Origin of the sequence: Janthinobacterium sp. 61, from assembly GCF_002846335.1 — a bacterium.
Lineage (GTDB): Bacteria > Pseudomonadota > Gammaproteobacteria > Burkholderiales > Burkholderiaceae_D > Janthinobacterium.
Window position 1 is genome coordinate 174,804 of record NZ_PJMQ01000001.1, and the last position, 20,855, is coordinate 195,658.

The 20,855-nt window shown below is 63.6% G+C and carries 21 protein-coding genes; 15 read left to right on the forward strand and 6 right to left on the reverse strand.

The window, feature by feature from the left end; all coding sequences use genetic code 11:
• Window positions 1-44 precede the first annotated feature (44 nt).
• The 4 genes from CLU92_RS00845 (at window position 45) to CLU92_RS00860 (ending at window position 3,946) form a co-directional block, all read left to right on the forward strand.
• Window positions 45-1,166 carry a toxin-antitoxin system YwqK family antitoxin gene (locus CLU92_RS00845; protein WP_101480330.1) on the forward strand — a complete coding sequence of 374 codons (1,122 nt, stop codon included), beginning with the start codon at window positions 45-47 and terminating at the stop codon, window positions 1,164-1,166.
• A gap of 8 nt (window positions 1,167-1,174) precedes the next feature.
• Window positions 1,175-2,317 (forward strand): toxin-antitoxin system YwqK family antitoxin, encoded by a 1,143-nt coding sequence (locus tag CLU92_RS00850; RefSeq protein WP_143452505.1) that lies wholly within the window; start codon window positions 1,175-1,177, stop codon window positions 2,315-2,317.
• An 87-nt stretch (window positions 2,318-2,404) separates the two neighbouring features.
• Complete coding sequence (locus tag CLU92_RS00855) at window positions 2,405-2,899, forward strand: MarR family winged helix-turn-helix transcriptional regulator (RefSeq protein ID WP_101480332.1); 495 nt, start codon at window positions 2,405-2,407, stop codon at window positions 2,897-2,899.
• A 78-nt stretch (window positions 2,900-2,977) separates the two neighbouring features.
• Complete coding sequence (locus CLU92_RS00860) at window positions 2,978-3,946, forward strand: toxin-antitoxin system YwqK family antitoxin (protein WP_143452506.1); 969 nt, start codon at window positions 2,978-2,980, stop codon at window positions 3,944-3,946.
• Here CLU92_RS00860 and CLU92_RS00865 read toward each other — a convergent pair.
• Window positions 3,943-5,265: a chloride channel protein gene (locus CLU92_RS00865; RefSeq protein ID WP_101480334.1), complete on the reverse strand. Its 1,323-nt coding sequence runs from the start codon at window positions 5,263-5,265 to the stop codon at window positions 3,943-3,945. The genes CLU92_RS00860 and CLU92_RS00865 overlap by 4 nt on opposite strands.
• Window positions 5,266-5,342: 77 nt before the next feature.
• Window positions 5,343-6,275 (reverse strand): LysR family transcriptional regulator, encoded by a 933-nt coding sequence (locus CLU92_RS00870; RefSeq protein ID WP_101480335.1) that lies wholly within the window; start codon window positions 6,273-6,275, stop codon window positions 5,343-5,345.
• A gap of 98 nt (window positions 6,276-6,373) precedes the next feature.
• Here CLU92_RS00870 and CLU92_RS00875 point away from each other — a divergent pair, with 98 nt between their 5' ends.
• The gene (locus tag CLU92_RS00875; RefSeq protein WP_101480336.1) at window positions 6,374-7,384 is read left to right on the forward strand and encodes a zinc-binding alcohol dehydrogenase family protein; all 1,011 of its coding nucleotides are present in this window, start codon (window positions 6,374-6,376) and stop codon (window positions 7,382-7,384) included.
• 6 nt (window positions 7,385-7,390) lie between these two features.
• Here CLU92_RS00875 and nhaR read toward each other — a convergent pair whose 3' ends face one another.
• Window positions 7,391-8,290 (reverse strand): transcriptional activator NhaR, encoded by a 900-nt coding sequence (nhaR, locus tag CLU92_RS00880; protein WP_101480337.1) that lies wholly within the window; start codon window positions 8,288-8,290, stop codon window positions 7,391-7,393.
• 157 nt (window positions 8,291-8,447) lie between these two features.
• On the opposite strand from nhaR, the gene CLU92_RS00885 reads away from it, so the two are divergent.
• A complete protein-coding gene (locus CLU92_RS00885) occupies window positions 8,448-9,410 on the forward strand; it encodes a TerC family protein (protein WP_035826186.1) in 963 nt (320 codons plus the stop codon).
• 80 nt (window positions 9,411-9,490) lie between these two features.
• On the forward strand, window positions 9,491-9,892 hold the full coding sequence (locus CLU92_RS00890) for a TerB family tellurite resistance protein (RefSeq protein ID WP_243858205.1): 402 nt from the start codon (window positions 9,491-9,493) through the stop codon (window positions 9,890-9,892).
• A 6-nt stretch (window positions 9,893-9,898) separates the two neighbouring features.
• On the opposite strand, the gene CLU92_RS00895 is transcribed toward CLU92_RS00890, so the two are convergent.
• On the reverse strand, window positions 9,899-10,252 hold the full coding sequence (locus CLU92_RS00895; protein WP_101480338.1) for a YnfA family protein: 354 nt from the start codon (window positions 10,250-10,252) through the stop codon (window positions 9,899-9,901).
• A 115-nt stretch (window positions 10,253-10,367) separates the two neighbouring features.
• On the opposite strand from CLU92_RS00895, the gene CLU92_RS00900 reads away from it, so the two are divergent.
• Complete coding sequence (locus CLU92_RS00900) at window positions 10,368-11,636, forward strand: glycerate kinase (protein WP_101480339.1); 1,269 nt, start codon at window positions 10,368-10,370, stop codon at window positions 11,634-11,636.
• On the opposite strand, the gene CLU92_RS00905 is transcribed toward CLU92_RS00900, so the two are convergent.
• Window positions 11,637-12,653: a zinc-binding alcohol dehydrogenase family protein gene (locus CLU92_RS00905; RefSeq protein ID WP_101480340.1), complete on the reverse strand. Its 1,017-nt coding sequence runs from the start codon at window positions 12,651-12,653 to the stop codon at window positions 11,637-11,639. It abuts the gene before it with no gap.
• A gap of 105 nt (window positions 12,654-12,758) precedes the next feature.
• On the opposite strand from CLU92_RS00905, the gene CLU92_RS00910 reads away from it, so the two are divergent.
• From CLU92_RS00910 to CLU92_RS00925, 4 genes are all read left to right on the forward strand, one after another.
• Window positions 12,759-13,664, forward strand: coding sequence for a LysR family transcriptional regulator (locus CLU92_RS00910; RefSeq protein WP_101480341.1), 906 nt, complete (start codon window positions 12,759-12,761; stop codon window positions 13,662-13,664).
• A gap of 96 nt (window positions 13,665-13,760) precedes the next feature.
• Window positions 13,761-15,305 (forward strand): DUF1800 domain-containing protein, encoded by a 1,545-nt coding sequence (locus CLU92_RS00915; protein ID WP_101480342.1) that lies wholly within the window; start codon window positions 13,761-13,763, stop codon window positions 15,303-15,305.
• Between the two features lie 10 nt (window positions 15,306-15,315).
• Entirely contained in the window at window positions 15,316-16,506 is a 1,191-nt protein-coding gene (locus tag CLU92_RS00920) for a DUF1501 domain-containing protein (RefSeq protein ID WP_101480343.1), read from the forward strand.
• Window positions 16,507-16,598: 92 nt separating this feature from the next.
• Complete coding sequence (locus CLU92_RS00925; protein WP_101480344.1) at window positions 16,599-17,699, forward strand: AI-2E family transporter; 1,101 nt, start codon at window positions 16,599-16,601, stop codon at window positions 17,697-17,699.
• Window positions 17,700-17,912: 213 nt separating this feature from the next.
• Here the strand turns inward: CLU92_RS00925 and CLU92_RS00930 are convergent, their stop codons facing one another.
• The gene (locus CLU92_RS00930; protein WP_101480345.1) at window positions 17,913-18,137 is read right to left on the reverse strand and encodes a hypothetical protein; all 225 of its coding nucleotides are present in this window, start codon (window positions 18,135-18,137) and stop codon (window positions 17,913-17,915) included.
• A gap of 165 nt (window positions 18,138-18,302) precedes the next feature.
• On the opposite strand from CLU92_RS00930, the gene CLU92_RS00935 reads away from it, so the two are divergent.
• The 3 genes from CLU92_RS00935 to CLU92_RS00945 are packed head-to-tail and all read left to right on the forward strand — an operon-like array spanning window position 18,303 to window position 20,781.
• On the forward strand, window positions 18,303-19,037 hold the full coding sequence (locus CLU92_RS00935; RefSeq protein WP_101480346.1) for a phosphatase PAP2 family protein: 735 nt from the start codon (window positions 18,303-18,305) through the stop codon (window positions 19,035-19,037).
• Window positions 19,038-19,049: 12 nt separating this feature from the next.
• Window positions 19,050-19,958: a diacylglycerol kinase family protein gene (locus CLU92_RS00940; RefSeq protein ID WP_101480347.1), complete on the forward strand. Its 909-nt coding sequence runs from the start codon at window positions 19,050-19,052 to the stop codon at window positions 19,956-19,958.
• A 4-nt stretch (window positions 19,959-19,962) separates the two neighbouring features.
• The gene (locus CLU92_RS00945; RefSeq protein ID WP_101480348.1) at window positions 19,963-20,781 is read left to right on the forward strand and encodes a metallophosphoesterase; all 819 of its coding nucleotides are present in this window, start codon (window positions 19,963-19,965) and stop codon (window positions 20,779-20,781) included.
• Window positions 20,782-20,855 lie beyond the last annotated feature (74 nt).

Sequence of the window (20,855 nt, forward strand, 5' to 3'; positions counted from 1 at the left end):
TCCATTATGATTGCAGCCGCACAATAACATTGCAACGGAACTCAATGCACATACAACAGACGATGCGCTGGCTGCTGGCTGCCGCGCTGGGCATGGGCGCAGCCCTGCCGCTGGCAGCGCAGGAACAGTCGGCGGCGCCAACGCCAACCTTACAGGAGGAAGACCACACCATGTATTTGGATATAAATTTTATGCCCAGCAACCAGCGCCGTGCCGTATATGCGCTGCGCACGCCGCCCGTGCGCGACGAGGCGCTGGGCGCCTGGCATGTGCGGCTCGAATTTCCCGACACACCGGGTGCGCTGGCCTTTGAAACCTACACCACCGACCTGGACTTGAGTCAGGTCAGGTTCGTGCGCTTTCGCAAGCATTACTACGAGAATGGCCAGCTGCTGCGCGAAACCTATTTCAATGCCCAGGGCGAGGAGCTGCTGGGCGGCTGCGTGTACTTCGAGAATGGCCAGGTCCAGCAGCGGGTGACCGCGTTGCCGAACGGGCGCGACAGCATCTCGGAAACGTATCACGAGAATGGCCAGCTGGCGCACAAGACGCTGTATCACGATGACGAGATGGCCGATGGCGAGCAAGTGTCGTATGCCGCGAACGGGGCCGTCAGCCACCGCTCGTATCAACGCAATGGCAAGATGGATGGCGTGCAGGAATCGTTTTATGACGATGGCAAGCTGTTCCAACGGGGACAGTTTGTGAATGGCAAGCGCGAGGGCGAGTTTGTCACCTATGCCAAGGACGGCAGCCTGCTGGCCAGGACCGTCTGGGTGCACGACCAGCCCGACGGCTGGTCGTTTGAAAGCCATGGCAATGGCGTCGTGTCGAGTAAAACGCTGTACCGGAAAGGTGCCGTGCTCAGCTTGCAAACGTGGGAGCCGAGTGGCCGGCCCAATTTTGCGTGGCAAAAAGACGCACAGGGGCGCGACCACGGCGACACGACGGACTGGCATGCCAACGGCGTGCGCGCCAGCGTGACACCGTTTGTCAAAGGCCAGCGCCACGGCTTGCTGCAGACCTGGTACAGCGATGGCAGCCTGCGGCAGATCGTGCCGTACGAACACGGCAAGAAGCACGGCATCGAGCGCCAGTGGGACAAGGCCGGCAAGCTGGTGCTGGAACAGGCGTGGCAGGATGGCCAGCCGGTGGCGGCGAAGTAGGGGATCACATGCCTTATCGACAGACCATGCGGACCGTGCGCCTGGCGCTGCTGGGGGCGCTCATGACGGCCCTGCCGCTGGCGGCGCAGGAGCAGACACAGGAGCAACAGCAGGCTGCGGCACAGTGGCAGCAGCAAGCGCAGGACAAGAGCATCTACCTGGACGAAGACTATGCGGCGAGCGACGTGCGCCACGCCGCGTATGCGCTGCGCACGGCGCCCGTGCGCGACGAGGCGCTGGGCGCCTGGCACGTGCTGCTGGAGTTTCCCGACGCGCCGGGCACGGTGGCGCTGGAAACCTACGCCACGGACCTTGATTTGCGCCAGGCCACGTTCGTCCACCTGCGCAAGTGGTATTACCCGAATGGACAACTGGCCCGCGATGAGAGGCTGGACGCCAAGGGCAATGTGCTGACCGGTGGCGCGTCATTCTATGCCAACGGGCAGGTCAAGCAGCGCGTGACCCTGCTGCCGAACGGGCGCGACAGCATCTCCGAGAATTACCATGAAAATGGCCAGCTGATGAACCGCATCAGCTACCACGGCAAGCAGATGGCCGATGGCGAGTACGTGTCATACGGGCCGAATGGCAAGATGAGCAGCCACGCCTTCCTGAAAGGCGGCAAGATGCATGGCGTGCAGGAAGTGTTTTACGCCAATGGCAAACTGTTCCAGCGTAGTCATTTTATTAATGACAAGCAGGATGGCGAGTTCCTCACCCTGGCCGAGGATGGCAAGGTGCTCGCCCGCAAGGTCTGGGTGGATGGCGAAGCCGACGGCTGGTCATTTGAAAGCCATGACAATGGCCAACTGGCGCAAAAGGCACTGTACCGCAAAGGCAAGCTGCTCAGCATGCAGAAGTGGGGCAGCAACGGCAAGCCGTCGATCGCCTGGCAGCAGGACGCGCAGGGGCGCGAGCAGGGCGATGTCACGCAATGGCATGACAACGGCGTGCGCGCCAAGGTCATCCCCATGCGCGATGGCCAGCGCCATGGCTTGCTGCAAGTCTGGGCCAGCGACGGCAGCCTGCTGCAGCTCGTGCCGTATGAGCACGGCAAGAAGCAGGGCATCGAGCGCCGCTGGGACAAGCTGGGAAAACAGGTATGGGAGAAGGCTTGGCAGGCCGGAGCGCCAGTGCCTGCCGGGCTATAGGCAGTAGAGGGCCGCCCGCCTTTGCAGGTATCATGTACGGATTCCGGCCCGCCAGCAGGCGTGAAGCCGGCAGGATAACTGGAGGCAATGGTGGTGGAAGCGGAAGGTTCGGCGATGGCCAAGGCGCAAGGCATGGCCTTGCAAAACATGCGCGTCGTCATGCGCGCGGCGCAGCGGCACTCGGCACAGATCGAGAAACAATGTGGCGTGTCGGGCGCGCAATTGTGGGTGATGCAGGAATTGCTGGAGCAGCCAGGCTTGCGCATGGGCGAGCTGGCCAGCAAGATATCCATCCACCAGACGACGGCCAGCAACCTGGTCGATGCGCTGGTGAAAAAAGCCTATGTGCGCAAGGCGCGCGACCAACCCGACCAGCGCGTGGTCACGTTGACCTTGACGGCGGAGGGCCAGGCCGTGATCGCCGGCGCGCCGCAGCCGGCCCGCGGCTTGCTGCCCAGCGCGCTGGCCCAGCTGGACCCCGACAGCCTGGCGCACCTGAACCAGGGCTTGAACGCCTTGCTGGCCGTGGTCGCCCCCGATGACAGGCAGGCGGGCATGCAGCCGTTTCCTTTCACCATGTAATCCAGGGGCAAGCGTGTGGCGGGACTGCCCCGCTTGCCATTATCATCGGCGCTGTCGCACCGTTGATGAGAGTTCGCATTGAAGATAGTCATACCCGTTTTGCTGGCCACCGTCCTGGCCAGTTCTCCCATCATTTCCATGGCCAATGAGTCGGCCATCCTGGCCTTGCCTTCCGGGCAATCGCCGGCCACCCTGCATTTCGACGCGGATTACCAGCCCGCCGTACCCGCTGCGGCCGTGTACGAGCAGCGTGCGCCGCTGCGCCATGATGCGGCCCGCCAGGCCTGGCATTGGCAGCTGCATTTCGCGCAGCCGCCAGGCAAGCTGCACATGGATGCCTGGCTGCTGGACGCCGACGTGGCGTCGCCCCGCTACGCCTACCAGCGCAGCGTGTATTTCGCCGATGGCCAGCTGGCCCTGCTGGAAGAGCGCAACGGGGAGGGCGATTTCGACGGCGTGAGCGTCGAGTACCATGCGAACGGCGTGGTGAAGAGCCGCAAGGCTTACCGCGACGGCGAGTTCGAGGGCTTGCACAGCCATTATCATGCGAATGGCCAGCTGAGCCGTGAATTGCGGTACCAGGCGGGCCAGCCCGCCGATGGGCAATACCTGAGCTTTGATGCCCATGGCCAGGTGAGCAACCGCGCGCATTTTGCCGATGGCGTGCTGTCGGGCGAGGCGCAAGCGTTTCATCCGAATGGCAGGCTGGCTGAGCGGGGGCCGTATCTGGAAGGCCAGCGCAACGGCCTGCACCAGACGTGGTGGCCGGATGGCCGTGAAAAGTCGCGCCTCAATTTCCTGCATGGCAAGCCGCAGGGCTGGTCGCTGCTATATTTCGCGAATGGCCAGCTGGACCAGAAAAACCTGTTCGAGGATGGCGTCCTGCTGAGCACGCAAAGCTGGCGCGAGGATGGCACGCCACTGCACGCCGTCGAGTATGTCGACGGTCGCAAGCACGGCCTGGAGCGCAGCTGGGGCGAGGGCGGCACGCGCACCCTCTGCGCCTGGCAGGAGGGCCGTTTGCTGCGCCCCTGCAGCCATTTTTAGTTGGGTGGCGCCGGCAGCCGTTGCAGCTGCAACTGCGCCAGCGCCCCGTACAGCGGTTCGCTGAGCACGCGCGACACGGTGCTGGCCACCACGGCGCAGGCCATCAGGCTCAGTACCATGCCGTGGCCGTCGACCATTTCCATGACAATGATGAAAGCTGTCAGCGGCGCTTGCGTGGCGGCGGCCAGGAAACCCACCATGCCCAGCGCGATCAGGGCAGGCGCGTGCGGGTAGTGCAGCAGCACGGCGATATCGTGGCCGATGCCTGCGCCGATGGCCAGAGAGGGCGCGAAGATGCCGGCCGGCACGCCCGACCAGACGGTCAGCCACGTGGCCACATATTTGAAGGCAACAAAGGCGGGCGAAGCGTCGCTGGCGCCATCGAGCATGGCGCGCGTGGCCACCGTGCCGCTGCCGAACGTGGCGCCATGGCTGGCGATGCCGATGGCTGCCACCAGCAGACCGCAGACGGCGGCGAACAGCACGGGCCGGCCTTTTCTCCACGCGGACAATCGGCCCAGCGGATTGCCCCGGGCGGAGGCCAGCAGCAGCCGCGCAAACAGGCCGCCGGCCACGCCCGCCACCAGGGTCACCAGCAAGCCGGGCAAGGCCAGCGCCAGGCCGATAGGGCCGGGGTGGATGATGCCGAAGTGGGTGGCGTTGCCGTGGATCGACACGGCCATCATGCCGGCCAGCACGATGCCTGCCACGATCAGGCCGCTGTTGCGCTGCTCGGGCGAGCGCGACAGTTCCTCGATGGCAAACATGACGCCTGCCAGCGGCGTATTGAAGGCGGCCGCGATGCCGGCCGCGCCGCCCGCGACCAGCAGTGAATGGGCGCTCACCTGCGAGTGACGGGGCAGCCAGCGGCGCGCGGCCAGCATCACGCCGGCGGCGATCTGCACGGACGGCCCTTCGCGCCCCAGTGACAATCCCCCCAGCAAGCCACCCGCCGTCAGGACGATCTTCGCGGCGCTGAGCTTCAGGGAGACGAACAGCGAACGCTGCTCGGGCGCCACGGCCGCGTCCAGGGTGGCCATCACTTGCGGGATGCCGGAACCGGCCGCTCCCATGGCGTAGCGGCGCGTCAGCCAGACCAGCAAGGCGGCGCAGGCTGGTGTCCACAGCAGGGCGAACCACCAGGCTTTGCCGTTAAAAAAGAGAAACAGGTCCAGTGCTTCCTCCGCCAGCCACGTAAAGCCGACGACGACGAGGCCCGCGATGGCGGCCATGCCGACGACGACGGCGCGCGACCACCACAGGCGCGGGTTGGCAAATTCATGCTTGAAGGCAGAGGGGATGTCGTGCAAGTGCTTCATTGCGGCAAGTCCAGGGTAGGGCGCGCAGGGCGTCGGGGAGACTTGCCATTATATCGATATATTTGCGCAAATGTATTTCATGCGCCTGATCCGTGGGCGGCTGGCAACAGAATGCCTGCCTCGGCCAGGAAATCGACGAGCGCCCGCACTTTTGGCGCCAGGTGCGGCCCGGACGGCCACAGCAGCCAGCAACTGTGGGCCCGATGATCGGTGATCGCGTAGTCCTTCAGCACCTCGACCAGACTGCCTTCGGCCAGCGCGCCGCGCGCATGAAAGTCGGGCAGCCAGGCGATACCCAGGCCTTGCCTGGCGAAGTGCAGGCGCGCATCGACGTTGTTGCACACCATCGACACGGGCAAGTCCAGGGGCGCAGCGTCCGCCTCCTGGCGCAGCTGCCACTGTTCGATCTTGCCGCTGTGGCGGAAACGGTAGTGCAGACAGGCATGCTGTTGCAGCTCAAGAGGATGGCTGGGCGTGCCGTGGCGCGCCAGGTAGGCGGGCGAGGCCACGAGGCAGGAGCGGAACTGGCCCAGCTTGCGGGCGGCCAGGCGCGAATCGCGGGGCGCGCCGATGCGGATGACGGCGTCGAAGCCATCGCCGACGACGTCGGCCAGCGCGTCGGAAAAGTCCAGGTCCAGCGCGATGGCGGGGTGCTGCCGGGAAAATTCGGCCAGCGCGGACAGGAACAGGCCGCCCAGTTCCGGCAAGCCCAGGCGCAGACGGCCGCGCGGCGCCAGATTGCCCGCCAGCTCCTCCTGCGCCACCTGCATTTCCGCCAGGATGGTCTCGCTGCGCGCGAGAAAGAGCTTGCCCTCGGTCGTCAGACTCAGCTGGCGGGTGCTGCGCTGGAACAGGCGCGCGCCCAGCCGTTGCTCCAGGCGCGCCAGACTCTTGCTGACGGCCGACGGCGAAATGCCGGCCTGGCGCGCGGCGGCGACAAAGCTGCCCGCCTGTGCCAGTTGCGCGAACAGGGCCACGCCGGAGAGGTTATCGGTATTCTGCTTTTGCATGATTCATGACAGTTTGGTCAGGTGTGAAACGCATTGAAGCATATTTTTCTTTGTCGCGTGGCTGCTTACCATGGGCTTTTAACTGCAGGGAGCATGCAATGAAGATGATTGGATTCAGGAAGGGCAGTAGCTTGGAGGAGAACGATGGCTTGTTCGACATGATGGGAGAATTGCCTGTGCCGGGCCCGCGCGAGGTGCTGGTGCAAGTGCGCGCCGTGGGCGTCAACCCGCTCGACACCAAGGTGCGCGCGGGGCTTGTGAACGTGCCGGAGCGTGTCGTGACCCTGGGATGGGATGCGGCCGGCATCGTGCATGCCGTCGGCAGCGAGGTCACCCTGTTCGCGCCGGGACAGGCCGTGTATTACGCGGGCTCCTTCGACCGCACGGGCGCGAACGCCGAATACCACCTGGTCGACGAGCGCATTGCCGCGCGCATGCCGGCGACCCTGGATTGTGCACAGGCGGCCAGCGTGCCATTGGCGGCACTGACGGCGTGGCAGCTGCTGTTCGAGCGCTTTGCCATCACGCCCGGCGACCGGCAGCCACGGGGCAGCCTGCTGGTGCTGGGCGGCGCGGGCGGCGTCGGTTCGCTGCTGATCCAGCTGGCGCGCCAGTTGACGGGATTGACCGTGATCGCCACCGCCTCGCGCAAGGACAGCGCGGATTGGTGCCGGGCCATGGGCGCGCATCACGTGATCGACCATGCGCTGCCCATGCCGGCACAGGTGGCGGCCCTGGGCGTGGCTCCCGTGCACCATATCGCCGCCCTGTCGCATACGGCGCAGCATGTCGCGGAACTGGTGGAGCTGATCGCGCCGCACGGCAAGCTGGCCGTCATCGACGACCACGATGTTTTTGATGCGGCGCCGCTGAAGGGCAAGAGCATTTCCCTGCACTGGGAAATGGTGTTTACGCGGCCTTTGTACGCTACCGGCGATATGCAGGAACAGCAGCGCATCCTGACCCGCGTGGCGGCACTGCTGGACGAGGGCGTGCTGCGCCACACGCTGCAGCAGCGCCTGTCGCCCATGGACGCGGCCACCTTGCGGCGCGCGCATGCGCTGCAGGAGCGGGGCGGGCAGCCGGGCAAAATCGTGGTCAGCGACTGAACAGGCTTACACGAACAGTTCGTGCCGCGCGCTCTGGCTGATGGCGATGGTGGCCGGGTGGCTCAAACGCCGTTCCGTGGTGATCGCGTAGACTTGCTCGACCAGGCTGTCGACCCGGCCCAGCGCCATCACGGCGTACTGTTCGCAGACCTGGGGCGCGATGACGGTGGGCGCGAAAAACAGGCCGGCGCCGGACTGGCCGAAGGCCTTCATCATGGCGCTGTCGTCAAATTCGCCGACGATGCGCGGGTGCAGATGATTGTCGCCTAGCCACTGCAGCAAGCGCCCGTAAATGGCGAAGTCTTCACCGGGCAGCAGCAGCGGCGCGCCATCCAGGCATTGCGGGAAGCCTCCAGTCAGGGTGGCGGCCAGGGCTGGCGTGCCGAACAGGGTCATGCCGCTTTCGCCCAGCAAATGGTTAAAACCGCGCACGCTCAAATGGGCCGGCATGGGCCGGTCCGCCATGATCAGGTCGAGCCGGTGCACGGCCAGGTCCGCCAGCAGGCTGGCCAGCCGCCCTTCGCGGCAAATGATGCGCAGCGGTTCGGCCAGGCCCAGCGCGGGCGCGACCAGGCGGCAGGCGATCAGTTTCGACACGGAATCGGCGCAGCCCACGCGAAACGTCGTCGTCGCCGTGCGCGACTGGTCGCGCACGATTTCCAGCAATGCGTCACCCGTGCTGAAAATGCTTTCGGCATGGCTGAGGATGCGCCGGCCCGTATCCGTCAATTCCAGCTGGCGCCCGCTGCGGCGGAACAATTCCACGCCCAGGGTGTCGGCAAACTCGCTGAGCTGCCCGGAAATCGATTGCGGCGTCAGGTGCAGCTGTTCGGCCGCGCGGGCGATGCTGCCCGTCTTGGCCACCATCCAGAAATAGCGCAAGTGCTTGAAGTTAAGTGTGGACATGCTTTTCCCTGAAATAAATACATCGATTTTTTCGATGTATTCGTCAATTATATTCGATTTGTTCGATGTTTATATTCAGACTATGATGGTTGCTCAATTCATGCAAGGAGAGTGCCATGGGCATCAGGATAGAGACAGACAGTTGCGGAGGCCACCGATGAACGGCCTGGAAAGTATTGCGACGGCACCCATGTGGGCCGGCTTCATCGCCTTTGTCCTGGTGATGCTGGCACTGGACCTGTTCGTCTTCGGCGGCAACAAGGCGCACAAGGTCAGTGTCAAGGAAGCGGCGACGTGGTCGCTCGTGTGGGTCAGCCTGGCCCTGCTGTTTAACGGCGGCCTGTGGTGGTATCTGAACGGTACGGCCGGTCCCGAGATCGCCAACCAGAAGGCGCTGGAATTTTTCTCCGGCTACCTGATCGAGAAAGCGCTGTCGGTCGATAACGTGTTCGTCTTCCTGCTGATCTTCAGCGCCTTCCAGGTACCGATCCAGTACCAGCGCCGCGTGTTGATTTACGGCGTGCTGGGCGCGATCGTCATGCGTGCCGTGATGATCATGGCCGGGGCCTGGGTGGTAAGCGAGTTCAGCTGGGTGCTGTATCTGTTTGGCGCCTTCCTGTTGATTACCGGCATGCGCATGCTGGTGGCGGCCGATGCAGAGCCGGACGTGGCGAACAACCCCGTGCTGCGCTTTGCCCGCCGCCACTTGCGGGTAGCGGACGGCGACCATGGTGAGCGTTTCTTCGTGGCAAAGGGTGGCTTGCGCTATGTCACCCCGCTGTTCCTGGTGCTGATCCTGATCGAGGTGACGGACCTGGTGTTCGCGGTCGATTCGATCCCGGCGATCTTCGCCATCACGACGGACCCGTTCATCGTCTTCACGTCGAACCTGTTCGCCATCATGGGATTGCGGGCCCTGTACTTCCTGCTGGTGGACGTGGCTGACCGCTTCCACATGCTCAAGTATGGCCTGGCGATGGTGCTGGTGTTCATCGGCGCCAAGATGCTGATCATGCCGTGGTACCACGTGCCGGTGGAAGCTTCGTTGCTGGTGGTGGCAGTGCTGATCGTATCGAGCTGCGTGGCGAGCGTATTCATCACCCGCAGCGACAAGAAATAAACAGCAGTACGGCGCGCCCCGCAAGGCGGTGGCGCGCCTTTGAACGCTTTTTAATTAATTAACTGAGAAAGTAGAAAATCATGCGTACCTATGAAATGAACAGTCCCCAGGCAGCGGGACGTATTTTGGCCCTGATGATGGTAGTCGACGGCAACCTGGCCAGCGCCGAGCTGCAAGCCATGCACCGCAGCAAGATTCTCGAGCATATCGACCTGGCGCCAGCCACTTTTCAGCAACTGTTGCAAGACTTGTGCGACGACATGCTGACGTCGACCGTGCATGGCGCCGTGCAGCTGGCCAATGGCGTGATCGACAGCCTGCTCGATGAAATCGATGACCCGGATCTGCGCCGCAAGCTGCTGCAAGCCATGTGGAAGATCGCCGATGCGGACGACTGGCTGGCCGATGGCGAAGCCGTGTTGCTGGCCCGCGCCAGCGCGGCATGGTCGGCGGAAACGAATTTCCGCGCGCATGGTGCCTGATGCACATCAAGCCGCTTTGTGCCCCATGGCAATGACGGCGGCGCCGGCCAGGGCCAGGCCCACGCCCGCGATGTCCGTCCAGGCGGGCGTGATGCCGTCGACCAGCCACAGCCATCCCAGGGCCGTGGCGATATAGATGGCGCCATACGTGGCATACACCCTGCCGCTGGCGGCTGGATGCAAGGTCAGCAGCCACACGAAGATCAAGAGGCTGATGGCGGCCGGCAACAGCAGCCAGGCGCTGCCTTTGTTGCTGAGCCACAGCATGGGCAGGTAGCAGCCCAGCAGTTCAGCCACGGCCGTGACGGTAAACAGCCCGAAAGTGCGGGCAAGACTGGTCCATTCGATGGCGTCGTTCATGGTATTCCTGTGATGTGCTCAAGACGCTATTCTAGCTGCCAAGCAATTTGGCAGCCGCTGGCGCGGGCAGCGTCGGCCCTGCTATGATCGGGATCGGATACCCGAGGAGAACACAATGACGACGCCCCCAGTGCCGCGCGCCTTGCTGCAAGCCATGTTCCACGCCGCCATCGCCGCGGCCCAGCCATCGCACTGCATACCGCCCCATCTGCCGCCCGCGCCCAAGGGGCGTTTGATCGTCATCGGCGCCGGCAAGGCGTCGGCCGCCATGGCGCAAGCCGTGGAACAGCACTGGCCGGGGCCGCTGTCGGGACTGGTCGTCACGCGCTATGGCTATGCCGTGCCGTGTGAACGCATCGAGATCGTGGAAGCCTCGCACCCCGTTCCCGATGCGGCCGGCATGCAGGCGGCGCAGCGCATGCTTGATCTGGTCGCCAACTTGCAGCCCGACGATACCGTGCTGTGTCTGATTTCGGGCGGCGGCTCTTCCCTGCTGGCTTTGCCGCTGGATGGCATCAGCCTGGAAGACAAGCAAGCCTTGAACCGCGCGCTGCTGGCATCGGGCGCCACCATCGGCGAAATGAATTGCGTGCGCCGGCATTTGTCTGCCATCAAGGGAGGCCGGCTGGCGGCCGCCTGCCATCCGGCGCAAGTCATCACTTTGGCCATTTCCGACGTGCCCGGCGACAAGCTCGGCGATATCGCTTCCGGCCCCACCGTGGGCGACGCCACCACCTGCGAGGATGCGCTGGCCATCGTGCGCCGCTATGGCATGGACTTGCCGGACAGCATACGAGCAACGCTGGAAAGCGGGCGCGGCGAATCGGTCAAGCCTGATGACCCCCGCCTGGCGCGCACGCAGACGACCCTGATCGCCACGCCGCAGATGGCGCTCGAAGCGGCCGCTAGCGTGGCGCGCGCGGCCGGCGTCAAGGCGTATATCTTGGGCGACAGCCTGGAAGGCGAGGCGCGCGACGTGGGGAAAGTCATGGCTGGCATCGCGCTGCAAACGGCCTTGCGGGGCCAGCCGTTCCCCGCCCCGTGCGTGCTGTTGTCGGGCGGCGAAACGACGGTCACCGTGCGCGGCAAAGGCCGCGGCGGGCGCAACGTGGAATTCCTGCTGGCGCTGGGTATCGCGCTGGAAGGCCAGGAAGGCATCCACGCGCTGGCGGGCGACACGGATGGCGTCGACGGCCAGGAAGACATCGCTGGCGCGGTCCTGGCGCCCGACACCCTGCAGCGCGCCTGGGCGCTGGGTATCAAGCCCCGCGACAGCCTGGACAACAACGATGGCCACGGCTTCTTCCAGGCGCTGGGAGATAGTGTGATCACGGGCCCGACGTTGACGAATGTCAACGATTTCCGGGCCATTTTGATTACCTGATTACTGGAAATTTTCCAGCACGATTTTTCCTTTTGCTGTGTTACTTTCCAGGAGGGCATGCGCGCGCTTCAAATTTGCCGCGTTGATCGTGCCGAAGCGCTCGGCCAGGGTCGTCTTGATGATGCCGGCATCCACCAGCTGCGCCAGCTCATCCAGTAGTTCATGCTGCCGTACCATGTCGGCCGTCTGGAACAGCGAACGGGTAAACATCAGTTCCCAGTGCAGCGACACGCTCTTGCCCTTGAACTTGCGCACGTCGATGTGCTCGGGGTCATCGATCAGGGCGAACTTGCCTTGCGGCGCGATCAATTCGACGATCTGGTCGAAATGCTTGTCGGTCTGGTTCAGGCTGATCACATAATCGACGGGTGGCAAGCCCAGGCGCGTGATTTCCCCCGCCAGCGGCAAGCTGTGGTCGATCACGTGGTGTGCACCCAGGTCCGTGACCCAGGCGGCCGTTTCCTCGCGCGAGGCCGTGCCGATGATGGTGACACCCGTCAATTGCCGCGCCAGTTGCACCAGCACGGAGCCAACACCGCCGGCCGCGCCGATCACCAGCAGGGACTTGCCCGTCAGAATCTTGTCGCGGCTGATCTGCAGGCGGTCGAACAGCAATTCCCAGGCTGTAATGCTTGTGAGGGGCAGGGCAGCGGCCGCAGCGAAATCGAGGCTGGCCGGCATGTGGCCGACGATGCGCTCGTCGACCAGCTGGAATTCGCTGTTGCTGCCGGGGCGGTTGATGGCGCCCGCGTACCAGACCTTGTCGCCCACCTGGAACAGGGTCACGTCGGGGCCGACGGCGGTGACGACGCCGGCCGCATCCCAGCCCAGCACTTCCGGCTGGCCGTCCTTGGGCGCGCGGTTATTGCGCACCTTGGTATCGACGGGGTTGACGGAGATGGCCTGGACTGAGACGAGCAGGTCGCGCCCCGTGGCGACGGGCGTGGGCAGCTCGATGTCGAGCAGGGCGTCGTCATCCGTGATGGGCAGGCTGTGGTGGTAGGCGATGGCTTTCATGCTAATCCTTGGTCAAGAGTGGGGAGGCGATGACGTATGATGGTTGCTTTCGCGCTCAGGAAAAAGAGGGCGCGTACCGAAACACTTTCAAGGGAATGCTGAAAATTGCTGCGACTCGATGACTTGCAGGTGTTTGTGCGCACGGCCGACCGGGGCAGCCTGTCGGCGGCCGCGCGCGAGATCGGCATTTCGCCTGCGCTGGCGAGCGCCGCCGTCAAGCGCCTGGAAGGGGAGCTGGGCTTGCGCCTGCTGACCCGCACGACCCGGTCGCTGAGCCTGACGCCGGAAGGCACGCAATACCTCGAGCACGCGCGCGAAGCGCTGCGCCTGCTGCGCGCGGGCCACGATGCGCTGCTGGCCGGCAAGGACAGTTTCGGCGGAACCTTGAAAATTGCCATGCCTTCGGACCTGGGGCGCAACCTGATGCTGGGCTGGCTGGACGAATTCCAGTCGCGCCACCCGAAGCTGCACTACCAGCTCAGCGTCAGCGACCGGGTGGCCGACATGGTGCGCCAGCAAGTCGATATTGCCCTGCGATACGGGCAGCAGGACGATTCAAGCATGATCGCCCTGCCCATCGCGCCCGCCAACGACAGAGTGCTGGTGGCCTCTCCCGCTTACCTGCGCGAGTATGGCCCCCTGCTGGCGTTGGAAGACTTGTCGCAGCGCAATTGTTTGCGCTTCGCGCTGGAAGACGGCATGCACGACCGCTGGACCTTTTACCGCCTGCCCCAGCGCGAGCAAGTTACCGTCCAAGTGAGCGGCAACCGCAGCGCGGACGATGCTGAGCTGGTGCGGCGCTGGGCCGTAGCGGGCCTGGGCATCGCCTACAAATCACGGCTCGACGTTGCTGGGGATGTGGCGGCGGGCCGCCTGCACGTGCTGCTGCCCGAGGTGGCGGGCGAGGCCACGCCCTTGCAGCTGCTGTGCATGCACCGGGCCCAGGTGACGCCGCTGGTGCTGCAGCTGCGCGATTTCCTGCGCGACAAGTGTGAAGAATTATTAAAATAACATCTTTGATTACAACTCGTTGCAAATGGCAATCATGTGCGGGTCAACCTGGGCGTACCCTCAAGCATTCTGCATGAAACCGCTTGAAGGACCGCCATGACCCCGCACCGATTATTGCCGACCACCTTGATTTCCCTGCTCTTGCTGGCCGGCTGCGCCGCAACCGGACCTGCCGTCCAGTCCGATCCTCGTGCGCAGACCAGTTCCACGCAGGACATTGCCATGCTGGAGCGGGTCAGCTGGGGCGTGAATGGGGGCAGCGTGCGCCAGGTACAGGCGCAAGGCTGGAACGCCTACCTGCAGGCGCAGTTGCATCCACGAAAAGCGGCCTTGCCGCCGGCTATCGCCGCGCAAATCGACGCCATGACCATCAGCCAGGTACCGCTGGATCAATTGGTGCTTTCCATGGAGCAAAAGCGCAAGGAGTCGGCCGGCGTGATGGACGACATGGCGAAGCAGCAGGCGCAAAAGGAGTACCAGCAGGAACTCAACCGCCTGGCGCGCGAGGCGGCCACGCGCTCCCTGCTGCTCGACGTGTATTCGACCAACCAGTTGCAACAGCAGCTGAGCTGGTTTTGGCTCAACCATTTCAGCGTGCACCAGGGCAAGCACAACTTGCGCGCCATGGTGGGCGATTATGAGGCGAACGCCATCGCGCCACATGCCCTGGGGAAATTTCGCGACTTGCTGGGCGCAACCGTCCACCATCCGGCCATGCTGCGCTACCTGGACAATGAAGCCAATGCTGTCAAGCGCATCAATGAAAACTATGCGCGCGAGCTGATGGAACTGCACACGCTGGGTGTCAACGGCGGCTACAGCCAGGCTGACGTGCAAGAGCTGGCGCGCATCCTGACGGGGGTGGGCGTCAACCTGGGAGCGGATACGCCGAAAGTCAAGCCGGCGCTGCAGTCGCAATATGTGCGCCGGGGCTTGTTCGAGTTCAATCCGAACCGCCACGATTACGGCGATAAACAATTTCTCGGGCAAACGGTGAAGGGCAGGGGACTGGCCGAGCTCGATGAAGCGCTGGACCGCCTCAGCCGTAGTCCCGCCACCGCGCACTTTATCAGCGGCAAGCTGGCGCAGTATTTCGTCGGCGACAATCCGCCCGAGCCGCTGGTGGCGCGCATGGCGGCTACCTTCCAGAAAAGCGATGGCATGATCGCCGACGTGCTGCAGACCATGTTCAGCAGCCCGGAGTTCACGCAATCGCTGGGCAAGAAATTCAAGGACCCCATGCATTATGTGGTGTCGGCCGTGCGCCTCAGCTATGACGACAAGCCCATCCTGAACGCGGGTCCCATGCTGAACTGGCTCTCGCGCATGGGCCAGCCCCTGTACGGGCGCCAGACGCCGGACGGCTACCCCTTGACGGATGCATCCTGGGCCAGCCCCGGGCAGATGACGACGCGCTTCGATATCGCCCGCACCATCGGCTCGGGCAGCGCCGGCCTGTTCAAGACGGAGGGCCCGCAGCAGCAGGAAAAGGTGGCGTTTCCCCAACTGGCCAGCGCCCTGTATTACCAGTCGCTGCAGCCGGCTTTGAGTTCCGCCACGCGGCAGGCTCTGGAGCAGGCCGCCTCGCCGCAGGAGTGGAACACTTTTTTGCTCTCTTCGCCAGAAATGATGCATCGTTGAAAGGATTGCCATGAACCGCCGTGACCTGTTGAAAGCCCTGGCTGCCGCTCCCTTGTTGTCTCACGCGGGTAGCTTGCTGGCCGCGCCCGCCACGAATGCCAGACTGCTGTTCGTCTTCTTGCGCGGCGGCTATGACGCCAACAATCTGCTGGTACCGGTCGGCAGCGATTTTTACTATGCATCGCGGCCGAATATCGCCATTGCGAAACCGGGTGCGGACAACGGCGCGCTGGCCCTCAATAGCGACTGGGCCTTGCATCCGGCCTTGCGCGAGACCGTTTACCCCATGTTCAACGGCGGCGAGGCGGCCTTCATCCCGTTTGCGGGCACGACGGATTTGACGCGCAGCCATTTCGAGACGCAGGACAGCATCGAACTGGGACAGGAGATCGGCGGACGCCGCGATTTCCGCTCGGGCTTTTTGAACCGGCTGGCGCAAAGCCTCAATAGCAACCAGGGCAACCACGCCATTTCCTTTACGGACCAGCTGCCCTTGATCTTCCAGGGCGGTGTGCAGGTACCGAACATGGGGCTGCGCTCCGTGGGCAAGTCCGGTATTGATGCGCGTCAAAGCCAGGTCATCGCCGCCATGTACAAGGGCACACCCTTGCAGCAACCCGTCAGCGCGGGCTTTGCCGTGCGCGACGATGTGACGAAGGAATTGACGGGAGAGATGCAGGCGGCCAACCGCAACGCCATCAGTACCAAGGGCTTTGAACTGGAAGCGCAACGCATCGCCCGCTTGATGAAGGATAAATACAACGTCGGCTTCGTCGACGTGGGCGGCTGGGATACGCATGTGGGGCAGGGCGGTGCCACCGGCTACCTGGCGGGGCGCTTCGATGAGCTGGGGCGTGGCCTGGCCGCGTTTTCTCAGGAAATGGGCAGCGAGTGGCGCAATACCGTCGTCGTCGTGGTCAGCGAATTTGGCCGCACCTTCCGCGAAAACGGCAACCGCGGCACGGATCACGGCCACGGCAGCGTGTTCTGGGTGCTGGGTGGCGGAATCAAGGGCAAGCAGGTGGCAGGCGAACAGCTGGCGATTTCGCAGGCGAACTTGTTCCAGAACCGCGACATGCCCGTGCTCAATGAATACCGCGCCGTGCTGGGCGGCTTGCTGCGCCGCACGTTCGGTTTGACGCCGGCGCAACTCGATCATGTGTTTGCCGGCGTCAAACCGGTGGAGCTGGGCCTCGTATAAATTGCCATGCCGCCGTGTTACGCTACGCCTGCGCAACTGGCGCGTAAGCAAGCCCCATCCCTATCCCCGGTGCGGGGCGCGAATGGAGTGGTATGAGCGATACCCAACGCGACATCGTCAGCGCAGGCTTTTCCCTGGCCCTGATCGCCGTGACGGCCTTCGTCATGCAGCGTTTCTTTTTGCCGCTCGTGTGGGCCGGCATCCTGTGCGTGGCCACCTGGCCCCTGTACCTGCGCGTGCGCGCGGCTCTGGGCCAGCGCACCATCATCGCGGCGGCCGTGCTGACTCTGGCGTTCGCCTGCATCTTCATCATTCCCGTGCTGTTCGGTGTGGCGCAGGCGGCGCGAGAAGTGCCTGTGCTGGCCAATTTCGTCGTCAACGCGAATACCAACGGCTTGCCCGTGCCGGATTGGGTGGCGCACATTCCGCTGGCGGGCAGCGCCATCGGTGACTGGTGGCTAGCCACCCTGAGCCAGCCCCATGGTCTGGGCCACTTTTTTGCGGGCAGCGCCGTGGGCGGCTTTCATTCGGCGCGCGACATACTGAAAATCCTTGGCGCGGACGTGTTCCACCGCCTGGTCGACTTCGGCCTGGCCTTTTTGTGCCTGTTTTTCTTTTACAAGGATGGTGAGGCGCTGACGCGTCAGATCACGGCCGTCGGCAGCCATTTCTTGCGTCCCGAACGCTGGGGCCGCTATGCGCAAAAGATTCCCACTGCCATACGCGCGACAGTTAACGGCCTGGTGCTGGTGGGCCTGGCCGAAGGGGTGCTGATCGGTATCGCCTACGCCATCGCCGGATTGCCGTCGCCGGCCCTGTGGGCGTTTGCCACGGGCATCCTGGCCATTATCCCGTTTGGCGCGCCGCTCGCTTATCTGTGCGCCGCAGCCTTGCTGGTCTTCCAGGGCAATGTGGGCGCCGCCATCGGCGTGGCCGCGTGGGGCACCATGGTGCTGTTCGTGGCTGATCACTTCGTGCGTCCCGGCATGATCGGCAACGCCACCCGCTTGCCCTTCCTGGCCGTGCTGTTCGGTATTCTGGGCGGCGTGGAAACCCTGGGCCTTGTGGGCCTGTTCATCGGCCCCGTCGTGATGGTGCTGTTCGTGACCTTGTGGTATGAAGCGAATGTGTTTGACAAGGTGTTTCCAGTGAAAACACCTGCCAGTCCGGCCGCACCGGAACGCACACAGTAATGAGGGGTCGGCCAGCGTTGCCGCTGGCCGGTACTGGTGCGCTCCCGGCGTGGCCGGACGAGGCTTTCAAGCAAGGTGTCGAAAGCCCCGGAATACGCCGAGAAAAATCGTAGCGAGCGGCAACGAGTTGTGACTAAGAAGCGCAGCTGTACTTTAGTACAGCGAGCATCGCAGGCCGCAAATCGCGCCGCGCAGTAGATTTTTACGGCGTATTTAATGCGCCTTGGATAAGATAAGCAACCAACGGCGCATCAGCAGCACTTCAACATAGCCCGGCTCGATGCCCGTACCGCACTCGATCAAGGGATTGACGGTGTAGTAGCGCTTGCGGAAGTCGCGGCAAACGAGGATTTCGCGCTTGCCCATGCGGACGAGGAAAGAGCTTGGGACGTATTCCAGGCCGAACCGTGAGCCAAAACCGCTATTCAATGTTGCCATGACAATTCCTTTGAGGGAGATGTGTTGAACGAGTCATCAGAATAGCATAACTACTGTATGAAAACACAGCTACTGTATGAATAAACAGTATTTTTTTACTGGTGTGGTTTTTTTGATCATCACCGCGAACGGGAAAGTGAGAGCAGTTTGCAAGAGAAGAATGACATGGGCATGACCGCGGGCTGGACCACGAAACTGCGCCGCTTCGTCGAGGCGCGTTTGTCGCCCGAGGGCGAACTGGGCCTGCATATGACGGTCGGCGTGGCCCTGATGCTGGTGGCCATCGTGGTATTCCACGAGATCGCCGAAGCGGTGATGGGCATGCAGCAAATTACGGTGATCGACATGCAGGTGGCGCAGTGGTTTAACCAGCATGCCGTGCCGTGGATCACCAGTTGCCTGCTGGTCATCACGCACCTGCATGGCGTGATCGGCGCCATTACCCTGGCCGCCTTGCTGGGCTGGTATCTGCACCGCAAGGGCGCCACCTACTGGCTGTTTACCCTGCTCATCACCATGCCGGGCGTCATGTTTTTGAACTTGCTGCTAAAGTTCATTTTTGTCCGCGCGCGGCCCAGTTTTGACGAGCCCATCTTGCCGACGGCCCTGAGCACCTACAGCTTTCCCAGTGGCCATACGGCCACCTCGACGGCCCTGTACGGCTTGCTGGCCGCCTACCTGATATGCCAGACGGCGCCGGGCGCCTGGGGCAAGCGCATCGCCATCGCGCTGGGCGCCTTCCTGATGGCGGCGCTCGTGGGTTTCAGCCGCATTTACCTGGGCGCGCATTACCTGAGCGATGTGCTGGCGGCCATGGCGGAAAGCTATGGCTGGCTGGCCATCTGCATCGCCGGCGTGTCGACCCTGCGCCGCCGCCGGCATATCCGGCAAACCAAATAAGGGGAAACGATCCTGAGCAAGATTGCAGTCATCATCAATGGGGGCGCCGGCTGCGGCTACGCGCCCGACTGGGCGCAGCAGCTCGAAGCGAAATTCGCGGTCGTGGGACTCGACGTCGCCATCACGCTGGCCGCCAGCGGCGCCGAGATGATCGCCACGGCCGAGCAGGCCCTGCGCGATGGCGCGCCCATCGTCGTGGCCGGTGGCGGCGACGGCACCATCAATGCCGTCGCTTCCGTCGTTGTCGGCAGCGGCACGCCGTTTGGTGTCTTGCCGCTGGGAACCCTGAACCATTTCGCCAAGGATTTGAACATCCCGCTCGAACTCGATGCGGCGATTGCCAATGTGGCGCAGGGCGTGCCGCACCAGGTCGACGTGGGTGACGTCAATGGCCGCATCTTCCTGAACAATTCCAGCCTGGGCCTGTATCCGGACATCGTGCGCGACCGCGAAAAGCAGCAGCGCCGGCTGGGACGGGGCAAGTGGCTGGCCTTCAGCTGGGCCCTGGTGGCCGCCTTGCGCCGCTATCCCTTCCTCAGCGTGCAATTGAAACTCAATGACGCCGTGCATGCGCGGCGCACGCCGTTTGTGTTCATCGGCAATAATGAATATCTGATGGAAGGCTTGAATATCGGCGAGCGCGAGCGGCTCGATGGCGGCCAGCTGAGCCTGTACATGGCGCAGCGTCCGGGCCGCCTGGGCTTGCTGAAACTAGCCTTGCATGCACTGTTCGGCAAACTGTCACAAGCCAAGGATTTCGATATGCTGACGGCCAATGACCTGGAAATCGCCACCAAGCACCGCCGCCTTCGCGTGGCCACCGATGGCGAGGTGACCATCATGAATACGCCACTGCAATATCGTATCCGCCCGGCCGCGCTGGCGGTGCTGGTACCCGCACGTGCACCTTCCGGGGAGTAAGGCCATGCGTACCCTCGTGCATTTATCTGATTTGCATTTCGGCCGGGTCGATGCTGCCTTGCTGGCGCCCCTGCGCGCGCTGGTCGAGCGCCTGGAACCGGACGTGGTGGTGGTTTCGGGCGACCTCACGCAGCGCGCCCGCAGCAGCCAGTTCCAGCAGGCGCGGCATTTCCTCGATAGCTTGCCGGGGCCGCAGATCGTGGTGCCTGGCAACCATGACGTGCCCCTGTACAACCTCTTTTCCCGCTTTTTGACGCCGCTGGTGAAATACCGGCGCCATGTGACGGAAGATATGTCGCCCGAATATGTGGACGGGGAAATCGCCGTGTTGGGCATCAACACGGCCCGCTCCCTGACGTTCAAGGATGGCCGTATCAGCCACGAACAGATTGGTACCCTGCGTGAACGCCTGGGCAGTTTGCCGCCCGGGTTGACGCGCATCATCGTCACGCATCATCCCTTTGACTTGCCCGAGCATTTCGACAAGGATGACCTGGTCGACCGCGCGCCGCTGGCGCTGCAAATGTTTTCCGAATGCGGCGTGGACCTGTTGCTGGCCGGACACTTGCATGCCAGCCATGCGGGCGATACGTCGGCGCGCTACAAGATCGACGGCTACGCTGCCCTGATGGTGCAGGCAGGCACGGCCACGTCCACGCGAGGCAGGGGCGAGTCGAACTCGTTCAATGTCATCCGTATCGACGACAGCTGCATCCGCGTCGAGCGCTACAGCTGGAATGAAGGCAGTGCCGACTTTGAAAAGGTCAGTACGGAAGCGTTCGAGCGCCAGGGCGGGGTATGGGCCAGCTTGCGGCCCTTGTAGGTCGGATTGGCGGGGCGCAGCCACGCGTAATCCGACGCTATTGTTGGCTTTGGTCATAGCTGTGGTGATGTCGG